Consider the following 14150-nt stretch of genomic DNA (forward strand, 5'->3'; position numbering starts at 1 on the left):
ACATTCAACGATAAGAATGTGCGAAAAAAAAATGGGGGACTAAATCCCCCATTTTGTGGCTAACTCTCTGGATAGTTTGGCTAATTATTCACCAGACGCTTGCTGCGCCTCGGGTTTGCCATAAATCATCAGAGGTTCTGACTGGCCCGCAATGACGGATTCATCAATCACCACTTTTTCCACATCGTCGAGCGACGGCAGATCATACATAGTATCCAGCAATGCGGCTTCAACGATTGAGCGCAGGCCACGGGCACCGGTTTTACGGTTCATGGCTTTTTTAGCAATCGCAATCAGCGCTTCATCGCGGAATTCCAGTTCAACGCCTTCCAGATTGAATAACGCCTGATATTGCTTAGTCAGGGCATTTTTCGGCTCTTTCAGAATTTGAATCAGTGCTTCTTCATTCAGTTCACTCAGGGTTGCCACCACGGGCAGACGGCCAATGAACTCAGGGATCAGACCAAACTTGATCAAATCTTCCGGTTCAGCCTGTGCCAGCAACTGACCTTCAGTGGCTTTTTGCTCTTTGCCTTTAACTTCAGCACCAAAACCAATACCGGTACTGGTGTTGATACGCTGACCAATCACTTTATCCAGGCCGGCAAACGCACCACCACAGATAAAGAGGATTTTCGACGTATCGACTTGCAGGAATTCCTGCTGCGGGTGCTTGCGTCCGCCCTGCGGCGGCACAGCGGCAACCGTACCTTCAATCAGTTTCAGCAACGCTTGCTGAACACCTTCACCGGACACGTCACGTGTAATCGATGGGTTGTCAGACTTGCGAGAAATCTTGTCGATTTCGTCAATGTAAACAATACCGCGTTGCGCTTTCTGAACGTCGTAATCACATTTCTGCAGCAGTTTCTGAATGATGTTTTCAACATCTTCCCCCACATAACCGGCTTCGGTCAGCGTGGTGGCATCGGCCATAGTGAATGGCACATCCAGGAAACGCGCCAGAGTTTCAGCCAGCAGCGTTTTACCGCTACCGGTAGGCCCGATCAGCAGAATGTTACTTTTGCCCAATTCGATACCATTGCTGGTGTCACCATTGCGCAAGCGTTTGTAGTGGTTATACACCGCCACGGCCAACACTTTCTTCGCAGGTTCCTGACCGATAACGTAATCGTCAAGGTGCTGACGGATTTCGTGCGGCGTCGGTAAAGCACTGCGTTCGCGGTGTGGCGCGACTTCTTTAATCTCTTCGCGAATAATGTCATTACACAAATCGACACATTCATCGCAGATATACACTGACGGCCCGGCAATCAGCTTACGCACTTCATGCTGGCTTTTGCCGCAAAAAGAGCAGTACAGCAGCTTTCCTGAACCGTCTTTGCGCTTATCTGTCATCAGTAAACCTCTTCTCTAGTATCAGTCCCGCAGCGTTACAATAACACTGCGACACGACCATATTACACAACAGCCGCATGGTGGCTGATGTCTGTTCATTCATGTTATGACTCACATCGGGCGGAAAAGTGTCATTTGTGATGTACTCTTTTTCCTTCACAGGAAAATATCCGCCCGGATAACCTCCGTATGAGTATAACTATAGACCATCAGCCCGGCACAATTGAGCCGTCAGGCGCGATGGGTAAATACGGAATCCACTAAACCGTACTGTACAGCCTCATCAGCAGACAGGAAACGGTCACGCTCTGTATCGCGCTCAATTTCTTCCAGTGTCTTGCCGGTATGTTTCGCCATCAGCTCATTCATACGGGATTTCACTTTCAGGATTTCTTTCGCATGGATCTCGATATCCGTTGCCTGCCCCTGGAAACCGCCCAGTGGCTGGTGGATCATCACGCGTGAGTTTGGCAGGCAGAAACGCTTACCTTCCGCACCCGCAGTCAACAGGAACGCGCCCATTGAACAAGCCTGACCCATACAAATTGTGCTGACGTCCGGCTTGATGAACTGCATGGTGTCATAAATCGACATCCCGGCAGTGATCACGCCACCCGGTGAGTTGATGTAAAGGTAGATGTCTTTTTCCGGGCTTTCTGCTTCCAGAAACAGCATCTGGGCAACAATCAGGTTAGCCATATGGTCTTCGACCTGGCCGGTCAGGAAGATGATGCGTTCCTTAAGCAGACGGGAGAAGATGTCGTATGAACGCTCGCCCCGTGAAGTTTGCTCAACCACCATGGGTACCAACGCCATGTTTGGTGCAAATTGCTCTCTTTCACCACTGTATGACATAACCGTCTCCTAATAGATTCTGTTTGGCGCTATTTAAAACCGATTCTACTTGAGATAGACACACATGACTATGCTCAAGCGGCCAAGTCGCCATTTACACGCCTGACGGTCGTTATCAGTCAGATTCTGACTACAAATTTACCTAAGTTCGTGTTTATCAATTGGGGGATTTAGGCCCCTTTTTCAAGCCTGCCGTGATAATTCTTTTCTTTCTCCCCCAATTTGCACCGTTCACATCACTGTTGCTGATGACTATCGAACGTTTCTACGTAGGTTGTGCCTTATAGAGCTAAATATAGTGCAAAAACAACAGTCAAAACAAAAATACCTGATTTTTGGCAAATAAAAAGCCCGCAGTGAAAACTGCGGGCTTCAGGAGGTGAATCTGCGGACAGATTCAGCAACGTGCAATAAAATTATGCAGGTTGAGTCTGGTTCATCAGCTCGGTAAAGGTAGTGGCTTTTTCAGTCACTTTCGCTTTAGACAACAGAGTTTCGACCGCTTGTTCTTCCAGCGCGACGTTACGCATGTTGTTCATCAGCTCTTTGTTTTTGCTGTAGAACTCAACAACTTCCTGTGGATCTTCGTACGCAGAAGCCATTTCTTCGATCAGCGCTTTAACGCGATCTTCGTCAGCTTTCAGTTCGTGCTGGCTGATCACTTCGCCCAGCAGCAGACCGACAACAACGCGACGTTTGGCTTGCTCTTCGAACAACTCGCGTGGCAATTCCAGCGCTTGTTTTTCGTTGCCACCAAAACGCTGTGCAGCCTGGCGACGCAGAACGTCAACTTCGCCGTCGATCAGTGCCGCTGGCACGTCGATTTCGTTAGCGCTGACCAGACCGTCGATTGCCTGAGTTTTGATGCGGTTACGAACAGCACCTTTCAGCTCACGTTCCATATTTTTACGCACTTCAGCACGCAGACCGTCAACAGAACCATCAGCCACGCCGAAACGTTTGATGAATTCTGGGGTCAGTTCTGGCAGCTCACGCTCTTCAACTTTCTTCAGGGTAATAACGAACTTAGCCGCTTTACCTTTCAGATTTTCAGCGTGGTAATCTTCCGGGAAGTTCACGTCGATCGTGAATTCTTCACCGGCTTTATGACCGACCAGACCTTCTTCGAAGCCTGGGATCATGCGGCCCTGGCCCATAGCCAGTACGAAATCAGAGGCTTTGCCGCCTTCGAAATCTTCGCCGTCGATAGAACCGGAGAAATCTACAGTAACGCGGTCTTCTGCGGTGACTGCTGCATCCGTTTCTTTCCAGTCAGCTTGTTGCTTACGCAGAGTTTCCAGCATGGTATCAACATCAGCGTCGTTAACTTCAACAACAGGTTTTTCAACTTCGATGTTTTCCAGATCTTTCAGCTCAACATCCGGGTACACTTCGAATTCTACGGAGAAGTTGAAGTCTTCACCCTGCTTGTACTCACCCGGGATGTAGTTAGGTGCGCCAGCTGGATTGATTTTTTCTTTGATGATTGCATCAACAAAGTTGCGTTGCATCAGATCACCCAGTACGTCCTGACGTACTGACGCGCCATAACGCTGTTCGATGATGTGGCTTGGTACTTTGCCTTTACGGAAGCCGTCAATACGTACTTTTTTAGAGACGTTGATCAGTTCACTGCTCACTGCTTTTTCAATGCTTTCAGCAGGAACAGTAATCGTTACGCGGCGCCCAAGGCCTTGAGTGGTTTCAACAGAAACTTGCATCTTGTTACCTCAAAAAAAAATCACAGTGCTCGGTCAACTCCAGAAGTCGTTCTCAAGATGAGCGCAAACTTACCTTGAAAACGACTTCTAAGAACCGGGACAGTTCTGTATCAGAACGTAGCCCTGTATTCGAGAGCGTCCGAAACCATTCCGGAAAAATTAGACGCGACATTATAGCGACGCAGACGCATTGAGTCGAGGACGGTGTCTGTTGCACGGGAGGGAAACTCACACGGGAACTCGATCCTTCGAAAAATGCGGTCGATGCAGAGGCGAAAACTGCCCTTATCGTCTGCCGGTCGTAAGAAAAACAAAAACGGCCCGCGGGCCGTTTCATGAAATTCGCATCTACTAATACCGCATCTGACAAGGAAAGTTCCAGTGATACTGCGTCAAACGACGATATTTATGCCTTTTGTGAATCAGATCGCGACGATCAGGCCATTGTTCCGGCACCACGACACGGCGGCGATGCCGGTACCGTGTCCTGTAACCCTTCCCATTCTTTACGGGTGTAGGTGTGTAATGCCAGCGCATGGACGCTGCCTGCGAGTTCTTCGGTTAAGTGACCATAAATAGCCCGGTGCCGCGCCAGAAAACGCTCTCCCAGGAATTTATCGGACACCATAACGACTTTAAAATGGCTTTCTGAGCCTGCCGGTACATTATGACGATAGCTTTCGTCAGTCACTTCCAGAAACGAGGGCTCGAATGCCTCAGCCAATTTTGCTTCTATTTGCTCACGAATCATCGCTATCTCCTTACACCGCATCAGCAGAGAACTGCGCCCGTCGGGTTCCCTTCAGTAACATTCCTTCACTTTCATTCCCTACCCTTAAAGAATAGGCTGTTTTCCGACGTCCACGTTAATCACATTAAAAAATTTATAAGAATGATTGATAAAAACGGCGCTCAGTCTGTCAAAGAAATCGCGGCTTCGCCACGCATGAAGTTCGTAATCCGCTTTCCTGATGAAAAAAAACGCTAAAAAATCGCTTTTCCAGATTGTTGGGACTTCCACCCGCAAATGGCAATGTTATGATGTCGGCATATTTTTGAGCACTATTCCCTTATAAATATTGAGAAAACACACATGTTAAAGAAAATCATTTTTCCCGTTCTGGCGATGCTGATGCTGGCAGGTTGCGCCACCAGCACCAACACGCTGGACGTGTCGCCGAAAATTGTTCTGCCTTCGCAGGATCCAACGCTTCAGGGCATCACCATCAGCATCAACGGCGCTGACCAGCGTCAGGATCAGGCACTGGCGAAAGTGAACCGTGACGGCCAGCTGATTTCCCTGACACCTTCCCGCGATCTGCGTTTCCTGTTGCAGGAATCTCTGGAAAAACAAATGACTGCCCGTGGTTACATGATCGGTGCTGACGGCGCAGTCGATCTGCAAATCGTGGTGAACAACCTGTATGCAGACGTGCAGGAAGGCAACCTGCGTTACAACATCACCACGAAAGCAGACATCTCCATCATTGCTACCGCGAAAAACGGCAGCAAGCAGGTGAAGAACTACCGCTCGACGTACAATGTTCAGGGTGCACTGTCAGCCACCAACGCGAAGATCACCAACGCGGTGAATACCACGCTGGGCGATGTCATCAGCGACATGGCGTCAGACACCAGCATCAGCGATTTCATCAAAGCTAACGCACGCTAAGCTTCGTTTGATCTCTGTGCAATACATTCTGCCCGGCGAGTCCGGGCAGAATGCTTTATAAAGTCAGTGAATTTACTCCCCGATAATCATCCCTTCCTTTATTATGCCCATGCGCCACTCTTTCACCGGTTCGCAGGAACATACTTTTCATGATCAGTCAGTACTTTAAGATTTTCACACAGCGAAATACCCTCATTTTACTTCTGCTGGGCTTTGCCTCCGGTTTGCCGCTGGCGCTGACCTCTGGCACCTTGCAGGCGTGGATGACGGTCGAGAATGTCGACCTGAAAACAATCGGTGTTTTTTCGCTGGTCGGTCAGGCGTATGTGTTCAAATTCCTGTGGTCGCCGATGATGGATCGCTACACGCCCTCTTTTCTCGGGCGTCGGCGCGGCTGGCTGGTACTGACGCAACTCCTGCTGGTGGTCGCCATTTTTGCGATGGGCTTTATGGATCCTTCAAAAGATCTTTTCTGGCTGGCGGCCCTGGCGGTTTTGATTGCCTTTGCCTCGGCATCTCAGGACATCGTCTTCGACGCCTATAAGACGGATTTATTGCCTGCGCAAGAGCGCGGAAACGGTGCGGCGGTGTCGGTGCTGGGCTACAGGCTGGCGATGCTGGTGTCCGGCGGGCTGGCATTATGGCTGGCCGATCGTTATCTCGGCTGGCAGCACATGTACTGGTTGATGGCCGCCCTGATGCTGTGCGGCGTATTGGCTACGCTGATGGCGCCTGAGCCTGAAAATTCACAGCCTGCACCGCGCACCATGGAAATGGCCGTGGTGGCGCCGTTAAAAGACTTTTTTGGCCGTAACAATGCCTGGCTTATTTTACTGCTGATCGTGATGTACAAAATGGGCGATGCGTTTGCAGGCAGCCTGAGTACCACGTTTTTGATCCGCGGCGTGGGATTTAACGCCGGAGAAGTCGGGCTTATTAACAAATCGCTGGGGCTTCTGGCGACAATCATCGGTGCCCTGTTAGGCGGAATGCTGATGCAGCGTCTGAGCCTGTTCCGCGCGCTGATGCTTTTTGGGATTTTACAGGCCGTCTCGAATGCGGGTTACTGGATCCTCGCCGTCACCGATAAGCATCTGTATTCCATGGGCGCGGCGATCTTCTTCGAAAATCTGTGCGGCGGCATGGGCACTGCGGCGTTCGTCGCCTTGCTGATGACGTTGTGCAACCGCTCCTTCTCCGCCACGCAGTTTGCGCTACTTTCCGCTCTTTCTGCCGTGGGCCGTGTTTATGTCGGTCCGATTGCCGGCTGGTTTGTTGAAGCCTACGGCTGGCCGTGGTTTTACCTGTTCTCTATCGTGGCTGCCGTACCCGGCTTGTTGCTGCTGGCAGTCTGCCGCGACACGCTGGAATACACGCAAAAAACCGACAGTTTCCTGCCGCGGATCCATTTTGGCACGCCCTATCGCTGGGCGTTGCGTTGCATGATTGTTGGCAGTTCGCTGCTGGGTTTGTGGCTGATAACGCTGATACTCAACAGCCTCGGCTGGGCATCGTGGCCATCGCTGACGATACTGCTTCTGGAAACCGGCGTGCTGATCTGTCTGGTGGGGATTGTTCTTGGTAGCCTGCTCGATTTCCTCTCCCTGCGCCGCACTGCCCGGGCATGATTTTCCCGCCATTCATTTTCAAAATAAATGGCGGATTTGATTTAACAATCCATCTATAAATATTGCTCAACAATTTACCGCCCAAAAAAATAATATTCTCAGTTCTATTTTTTCCGTCACGCATTTCATGCTTTTTATTTCACCTGAAATCTACATTAATTTAACATTAATTAAACCTTACGGCCGGATAATCAGTGAGAATAATATTTACAAATTCCGTCACCCCTTGTTTTTCATCACTATAGAAAAAAATCTATACGCAACATATTGTTGCCCACTGTGAATTGTCACGATCCGTGACATGTGTGACTGCGTTAACATAAAGTGTCAACAGCGCTTTGACACTTGTTTAAGCGTGTTTACAGTCCTGCAACCTTCCCGTAAAATGCCCGCACACCTGAAGCGACAATAGAGCCCTAGTTATTGAGGTCGTTAGATGAGACTTAAGAAATACAATAAAAGTATTGGGATGTTGTCCTTATTTGCCTCCGCGTTAATGTTAAGCGGTTGCAATACGGCATTGATGGATCCCAAGGGAGCAATTGGACTTGAACAGAGAACGCTGATTTTGACGGCGATCGGTTTAATGCTGATCGTTGTTATTCCAGTTATTATCATGGCGTTTGCGTTTGCCTGGAAGTACCGTGCTTCCAATACAAAAGCAACCTACAGTCCTAACTGGTCACACTCCAACAAAATTGAAGCCGTCGTCTGGACTGTTCCAATTATTATCATTGCCATTCTGGCAACGATTACCTGGAAGACCACCCATGCGCTTGATCCGTTCAAGCCAATCGTATCTGACCAAAAACCGATGACGGTAGAAGTCGTTTCTCTGGACTGGAAATGGTTGTTCATTTATCCGGAACAGGGCATCGCCACTGTTAACGAACTGGTTATCCCGAAAGACGTGCCTGTTCAATTCAAAGTCACTTCAGACTCTGTCATGAACTCGTTCTTTATTCCTCAGTTAGGCGGACAGATTTACGCGATGGCCGGTATGCAGACTCAGTTGCATTTGATTGCAAATGAAGCCGGTACCTACAAAGGCATCTCGTCAAACTTCAGTGGCCGTGGTTTCTCTGGCATGAAGTTCAACACAATTGCGACCCCAACCCGTGGCGATTTCGACACCTGGGTAGCGAAAGTGAAAAGTGCACCGAACCAACTGGCAACCACTGATGACTTCAACAAACTGGCAGCACAGAGCATCGACAACCCGGTCGAATACTTCTCTGTAGCAAAATCGGGTCTGTTCAAAGAAATCATTGGCAAATACTCCATGCATGACATGAAGGCAGCGCCAGAAGGTCATACCATGCCAATGCCAGCCGGCAGTGACATGAAAGGCATGGATATGGGTGGACAGTCTCACGCAGCCGGAGCCGAGGAATAAACGATGTTCGGAAAATTAACGCTTGATTCGGTTCCGTATCATGAACCGATTATCATGGTCACCGTTGCCGCAATCATTTTGGGCGGTCTGGCAGTCGTTGCCGCGCTGACCTATTTCGGCAAGTGGAAGTACCTGTGGACCGAGTGGATCACCTCCGTCGACCACAAAAAATTAGGTATCATGTACATCATTCTGGCCTTCGTCATGCTGTTGCGTGGCTTTGCCGATGCCATCATGATGCGTAGCCAGCAGGTGCTCGCGTCTGCGGGAGAACCTGGCTTCCTGCCTCCTCACCACTACGACCAAATCTTTACCGCGCACGGCGTGATCATGATTTTCTTCATGGCGATGCCTTTCGTTATCGGTTTGATGAACGTAGTCGTTCCTTTACAGATCGGTGCGCGCGACGTGGCGTTCCCGTTCCTGAACAACGTCAGCTTCTGGTTCACCGCTGCCGCTGTGGTACTGATCAACATCTCTCTGGGTGTCGGTGAGTTCGCACAGACCGGTTGGTTGGCCTATCCGCCGTTGTCTGGTAAGGAATACAGTCCGGGCGTGGGGGTCGATTATTGGATATGGAGTCTACAGATATCCGGTATTGGTACCTTGCTGACCGGTGTTAACTTCTTTGCGACCATCCTGAAGATGCGCGCACCGGGTATGCCGCTGATGAAAATGCCGGTATTTACCTGGGCCGCACTGTGCACCAACGTGTTGATTATCGTGTCCTTCCCGATTCTGACCGTGACTGTTGCACTGCTGACGCTGGACCGTTATCTGGGCACCCATTTCTTCACGAATGATATGGGCGGCAACATGATGATGTACATCAACCTGATTTGGGCCTGGGGCCATCCGGAAGTGTACATTTTGGTTCTGCCAGTATTTGGTGTGTTCTCTGAAGTCACGGCAACATTCTCCAAAAAACGTCTGTTCGGTTACACCTCACTGGTATGGGCAACCATCGCCATCACCGTGTTGTCGTTCGTCGTTTGGTTGCACCACTTCTTCACCATGGGTTCAGGCGCTAACGTCAATGCCTTCTTCGGCATCATGACGATGATCATTTCCATCCCTACCGGGGTGAAAATCTTCAACTGGCTGTTCACCATGTACCAGGGTCGTATCACGCTGAATGCGGCGATGCTGTGGACCGTTGGCTTTATCGTCACCTTCTCTGTGGGCGGTATGACCGGCGTTCTGTTGGCGGTTCCGGGTGCTGACTTCGTGTTGCACAACAGCCTGTTCCTGATTGCTCACTTCCACAACGTTATCATCGGTGGTGTGGTATTCGGTTGCTTCGCAGGTCTGACTTACTGGTTCCCTAAATCCTTCGGCTTCACGCTGAATGAGAAATGGGGCGTGCGTTCATTCTGGTTCTGGATCATCGGTTTCTTCGTTGCATTCATGCCGCTGTACGTTCTGGGCTTCATGGGTATGACCCGTCGCGTCAGCCAGAATATCGATCCTGAGTTCCACACGCTGCTGGTTATTGCGGCATGCGGTGCGGCGCTGATTGCTATCGGTATCCTGTGCCAGCTGATCATGATCTTCGTTTCCGTTCGCGACCGCGACCAGAACCGTGATCTGACCGGTGACCCGTGGGATGCACGTACTCTGGAATGGTCAACCTCTTCTCCTCCTCCGTTCTATAACTTCGCTATCGTGCCGCAAATTCACGACCGCGATGAGTTCTGGGACATGAAAGAGAAAGGCAACGCGTACAAGCAACCTGCAAAATATGAACAAATTCATATGCCACGTAACAGCGGCGCAGGCTTCATCATCGCTATGTTGAGTCTGGTTTGCGGTTTCGCATTAATCTGGGATATCTGGTGGCTGGCAGCATTAAGCTTCCTGGCTCTGGTAGTTTCCTGGATTGTGAAAAGCTTCGACGAAGATGTTGATTACTACGTATCAGCTGAAGAAGTCGAACGTATTGAGAATCTACATCATGAACAAATCCGTAAAGCAGGTGTGAAACATGGCAACTGATACCCTGACTAACCACGACGCAGCCCATGCAGAGCATGGGCACCACGATGCGGGCGAGACCAAAGTCTTTGGCTTCTGGATCTACCTGATGAGTGACTGCGTACTGTTTGCGAGCTTGTTCGCAACTTACGCGGTACTGGTGCACGGGACTGCGGGTGGACCGACTGGTAAAGATATTTTTGAACTGCCGTTCGTTCTGGTAGAAACCTTCTTCCTGCTGTTCAGTAGTATTACTTACGGCATGGCCATGTTGGGCATGAACAAGGGCAGCGTCAAAGCGGTCAATGGTTGGTTGTTCCTGACCTTCCTGTTCGGTCTTGGCTTCATCTGCATGGAAGTTTACGAATTCCATCACCTGATCAAAGAAGGTTATGGCCCGGATCGCAGTGGTTTCCTGTCAGCCTTCTTTGCGCTGGTCGCCACCCACGGGATTCACGTAACCTGCGGTCTTATCTGGATCATCGTGATGATGGTACAGGTGAGCCGTCGTGGTCTGAACGCCGTTAACCAAACCCGTCTGATGTGTCTGAGCCTGTTCTGGCACTTCCTGGACGTTGTCTGGATCTGTGTATTCACCGTTGTTTATCTGATGGGGGTATTAGCATGAGTCATTCTGCCACTTCCCACGGCGGCGCAAGCCACGGCAGCGTGAAGTCATACCTGATTGGCTTCATCCTGTCAGTGATCCTGACGGTTATCCCGTTTGCCATGGTCATGAGCGATACTGCTTCGCATTCACTGATCATTGGCACCGTGGTTGCATCCGCGGTCATCCAGATCGTTGTCCATCTGGTGTTCTTCCTGCACTTAAGCACTGCATCGGAAGCGCGCTGGAATCTGGTGGCATTTCTGTTCACCGCTGTGATTATCTTTATCGTCGTTGTGGGCTCATTGTGGATTATGTATAACCTCAACCTCAATATGATGGTCAGTTAAAGAGCCGAGCTGCACGTGATGATTAAGCAATACCTGCAAGTAACGAAACCAGGAATTATTTTCGGCAACTTAATTTCTGTCATCGGGGGATTTCTCCTTGCTGCCAAAGGCAACATCGACTTCCCACTCTTTCTCGCCACTTTGGTGGGCGTTTCGCTGGTCGTCGCATCGGGTTGTGTATTTAACAACTTCATCGACCGCGACATCGACCGGATCATGGAAAGAACGAAGAACAGGGCCCTGGTAAAAGGACTTATTCCGCCGAAAACAACCCTGGTTTACGCCACTATTCTGGGTATTGTGGGCTTTGCGTTGTTGTATATCGGTGCCAACCCGCTGGCCATGTGGCTGGCGGTGATGGGCTTTGTGATTTATGTCGGCGTTTACAGCCTGTACATGAAACGCAATTCGGTCTACGGCACGTTGATTGGCAGCTTGTCTGGCGCGGCGCCACCGGTCATTGGTTACTGTGCCGTTTCCGGCCAGTTCGATACCGGTGCGTTGATCCTGCTTCTGATTTTCAGCCTGTGGCAGATGCCGCACTCGTACGCGATTGCCATCTTCCGCTTTAAAGATTATCAGGCTGCAGGCATCCCGGTTCTGCCGGTTGTGAAAGGCATTTCCGTCGCCAAGCATCATATTACCGTCTACATTCTGGCGTTTATGATTGCCACGCTGATGCTGACCCTGAGCGGCTACGCAGGGTATAAATACCTGATTGTCGCCGGTGCAGTGAGCGTCTGGTGGCTGGGCATGGCATTAAAAGGTTACAAAGCGGAGAATGATGTGGTCTGGGCGAGAAAGCTGTTTGGCTTCTCTATCATCACCATCATGTCGCTGAGTTTCATGATGTCTGTGGATTTCAGTTCAACACCGACGTCAATGTTAACCTACGTTTGGTAACATGAGCTGTTAGCCTGACGCGCTGTCATTCATTCCGATAATCAGCACACTGAAAGGCCAGTAGCGATACTGGCCTTTTCTTTTATTCTGACGGAAAGCAAACCCGTAATATCTGCTAAAGATCCATCGTTTTACCCTAACTCGCCAAAAGCACTACAATGCACGATTGTTATTTTGAGGTAGTAATGTGAACGATAACCAGATGACCCCGCAGGAAAGTCGGGCAACATGGGGACTAGGGACAGTTTTTTCTTTACGCATGCTTGGCATGTTCATGGTGTTACCCGTCCTGACCACCTACGGTATGGCGTTATCCGGTGCCAGCGAAACGCTGATCGGCATCGCAATCGGTATTTATGGTCTGGCACAAGCCGTATTCCAGATCCCGTTTGGGTTGATGTCTGACCGCGTTGGCCGTAAGCCACTGATCGTCTTTGGTTTGATCATCTTCTGTATCGGCAGCATCGTGGCTGCTTCCACCGATTCTATCTGGGGCGTGATCATCGGTCGTGCCCTGCAAGGTTCCGGCGCCATCGCCGCCGCCGTGATGGCATTATTGTCAGATCTGACCCGCGAGCAGAACCGTACCAAAGCGATGGCGTTTATCGGCATCAGTTTCGGTGTGACCTTTGCGATTGCCATGGTACTCGGGCCTGTCATCACTCACGCCTGGGGCTTACACGCGTTATTCTGGGCGATCGCCGGCCTGACGCTGGTCGCTATCCTCATCACTGTCGCCGTAGTCCCCTCCCCTGCCACACATATTCTGAACCGGGAATCGAGTATGGTGAAAGGCAGCTTCAGCAAAGTGCTCAACAACCCGAAACTGCTGAAACTGAATTTCGGCATTCTGTGTTTGCACATCCTGCTGATGTCGAGCTTCGTGGTATTACCGCAAGTGATGGAGCACGCAGGTTTCCCGCCGGCTGAACATTGGCGGGTGTATCTGGTCACCATGCTGACGTCGTTTGTTGCAGTGATCCCGGTGATTATTTATGCCGAGAAAAAGCGCCATATGAAGCAAGTCTTTATGGGCTGTGTGGCCGTATTGTTACTGGCTGAGCTGGTACTGTGGTCGGCGGGCCTGCATTTATGGGTCGTCATCGCGGGTATCCAGCTGTTCTTCCTGGCGTTTAATGTCATGGAAGCCATTCTGCCCTCGCTTATCAGTAAAGAATCTCCGGCCGGGTATAAAGGTACGGCGATGGGGCTGTATTCCACCAGCCAGTTTATCGGCGTGGCGATTGGCGGGAGTTTAGGCGGATATGTTTATGGTAACGCCGGTGCCGACGCGGTCTTTCTGCTGTGTGCGGCTATTGCCGTGGTCTGGCTGCTGGTCAGCGCAACCATGACCGAGCCGCCGTATGTCAGCAGCCTGCGTATCACGCTTTCTGAGCTGGCCGTAAAAGACTCCGCCCTGCAGGCACGCATTCTGGCCCAGCCTGGCGTGGCCGAGGCCGTTGTGGTCCCGGAAGAATTCAGTGCCTACGTAAAAGTCGATACCAAACAGACCAACCGTAAAGCGCTCGAACAACTGGTCAGCGCCGCCTGAGATCAAACGCTGTGCTAAAAAATGGCACAGCGTTTCATTTTCATCCCCCCTTGTGACTTTCCTCACTTAAAAATTTTCTTCAATCATTATCCTCAAGAATTCCTTAACAAAATTTTGTCAGTGATGACGGCTT

At 50.4% G+C, this 14150-nt stretch carries 12 protein-coding genes; 8 read left to right on the forward strand and 4 right to left on the reverse strand.

The genetic code is table 11. The features are described from left to right. Positions 1–84 precede the first annotated feature (84 nt). From clpX to bolA, 4 genes are all read right to left on the reverse strand, one after another. Positions 85–1359 (reverse strand): ATP-dependent protease ATP-binding subunit ClpX, encoded by a 1275-nt coding sequence (gene clpX / locus ACO0U8_RS05900; protein WP_056771083.1) that lies wholly within the window; start codon positions 1357–1359, stop codon positions 85–87. 231 nt (positions 1360–1590) lie between these two features. Further along, positions 1591–2214, reverse strand: a complete 624-nt coding sequence (clpP, locus tag ACO0U8_RS05905; protein ID WP_056771081.1) for an ATP-dependent Clp endopeptidase proteolytic subunit ClpP — start codon at positions 2212–2214, stop codon at positions 1591–1593. Positions 2215–2630: 416 nt separating this feature from the next. Beyond that, positions 2631–3935, reverse strand: coding sequence for a trigger factor (gene tig, locus ACO0U8_RS05910; RefSeq protein ID WP_421670447.1), 1305 nt, complete (start codon positions 3933–3935; stop codon positions 2631–2633). A 436-nt stretch (positions 3936–4371) separates the two neighbouring features. Beyond that, positions 4372–4686, reverse strand: coding sequence for a transcriptional regulator BolA (gene bolA / locus ACO0U8_RS05915; protein WP_056771073.1), 315 nt, complete (start codon positions 4684–4686; stop codon positions 4372–4374). A 342-nt stretch (positions 4687–5028) separates the two neighbouring features. Between bolA and ACO0U8_RS05920 the strand changes: the two genes are divergently transcribed. The 8 genes from ACO0U8_RS05920 to ACO0U8_RS05955 all read left to right on the forward strand — a co-directional run bounded on the left by ACO0U8_RS05920 (position 5029) and on the right by ACO0U8_RS05955 (position 14017). Continuing rightward, entirely contained in the window at positions 5029–5607 is a 579-nt protein-coding gene (locus ACO0U8_RS05920; protein WP_056771066.1) for a lipoprotein, read from the forward strand. A gap of 149 nt (positions 5608–5756) precedes the next feature. Then, positions 5757–7235 (forward strand): muropeptide MFS transporter AmpG, encoded by a 1479-nt coding sequence (gene ampG / locus ACO0U8_RS05925; RefSeq protein WP_421670448.1) that lies wholly within the window; start codon positions 5757–5759, stop codon positions 7233–7235. Between the two features lie 436 nt (positions 7236–7671). Beyond that, complete coding sequence (gene cyoA / locus ACO0U8_RS05930) at positions 7672–8631, forward strand: cytochrome o ubiquinol oxidase subunit II (protein ID WP_421670449.1); 960 nt, start codon at positions 7672–7674, stop codon at positions 8629–8631. A 3-nt stretch (positions 8632–8634) separates the two neighbouring features. Further along, the gene (gene cyoB / locus ACO0U8_RS05935) at positions 8635–10626 is read left to right on the forward strand and encodes a cytochrome o ubiquinol oxidase subunit I (protein ID WP_056771058.1); all 1992 of its coding nucleotides are present in this window, start codon (positions 8635–8637) and stop codon (positions 10624–10626) included. Continuing rightward, entirely contained in the window at positions 10616–11233 is a 618-nt protein-coding gene (locus ACO0U8_RS05940; RefSeq protein ID WP_056771054.1) for a cytochrome o ubiquinol oxidase subunit III, read from the forward strand. Before cyoB ends, ACO0U8_RS05940 begins: the two co-directional genes overlap by 11 nt. Further along, positions 11230–11562 (forward strand): cytochrome o ubiquinol oxidase subunit IV, encoded by a 333-nt coding sequence (locus ACO0U8_RS05945; protein WP_056771051.1) that lies wholly within the window; start codon positions 11230–11232, stop codon positions 11560–11562. The genes ACO0U8_RS05940 and ACO0U8_RS05945 overlap by 4 nt, the downstream gene beginning before the upstream one ends. An 18-nt stretch (positions 11563–11580) precedes the next feature. Continuing rightward, positions 11581–12465: a heme o synthase gene (gene cyoE / locus ACO0U8_RS05950; RefSeq protein WP_056771048.1), complete on the forward strand. Its 885-nt coding sequence runs from the start codon at positions 11581–11583 to the stop codon at positions 12463–12465. Positions 12466–12652: 187 nt separating this feature from the next. After that, on the forward strand, positions 12653–14017 hold the full coding sequence (locus ACO0U8_RS05955; protein WP_162997858.1) for an MFS transporter: 1365 nt from the start codon (positions 12653–12655) through the stop codon (positions 14015–14017). Positions 14018–14150 lie beyond the last annotated feature (133 nt).

Source organism: Rahnella sp. EDr1-12, from assembly GCF_049206505.1.
Taxonomy (GTDB): Bacteria; Pseudomonadota; Gammaproteobacteria; order Enterobacterales; family Enterobacteriaceae; genus Rahnella; species Rahnella rivi.

Excerpts from the sequence above, each read along its gene's own strand:
- clpX (WP_056771083.1), bottom strand. The coding sequence starts at position 1,359 with ATGACAGATAAGCGCAAAGACGGTTCAGGAAAGCTGCTGTACTGCTCT.
- clpP (WP_056771081.1), bottom strand. The coding sequence starts at position 2,214 with ATGTCATACAGTGGTGAAAGAGAGCAATTTGCACCAAACATGGCGTTG.
- tig (WP_421670447.1), bottom strand. The coding sequence starts at position 3,935 with ATGCAAGTTTCTGTTGAAACCACTCAAGGCCTTGGGCGCCGCGTAACG.
- bolA (WP_056771073.1), bottom strand. The coding sequence starts at position 4,686 with ATGATTCGTGAGCAAATAGAAGCAAAATTGGCTGAGGCATTCGAGCCC.
- ACO0U8_RS05920 (WP_056771066.1), top strand. The coding sequence starts at position 5,029 with ATGTTAAAGAAAATCATTTTTCCCGTTCTGGCGATGCTGATGCTGGCA.
- ampG (WP_421670448.1), top strand. The coding sequence starts at position 5,757 with ATGATCAGTCAGTACTTTAAGATTTTCACACAGCGAAATACCCTCATT.
- cyoA (WP_421670449.1), top strand. The coding sequence starts at position 7,672 with ATGAGACTTAAGAAATACAATAAAAGTATTGGGATGTTGTCCTTATTT.
- cyoB (WP_056771058.1), top strand. The coding sequence starts at position 8,635 with ATGTTCGGAAAATTAACGCTTGATTCGGTTCCGTATCATGAACCGATT.
- ACO0U8_RS05940 (WP_056771054.1), top strand. The coding sequence starts at position 10,616 with ATGGCAACTGATACCCTGACTAACCACGACGCAGCCCATGCAGAGCAT.
- ACO0U8_RS05945 (WP_056771051.1), top strand. The coding sequence starts at position 11,230 with ATGAGTCATTCTGCCACTTCCCACGGCGGCGCAAGCCACGGCAGCGTG.
- cyoE (WP_056771048.1), top strand. The coding sequence starts at position 11,581 with ATGATTAAGCAATACCTGCAAGTAACGAAACCAGGAATTATTTTCGGC.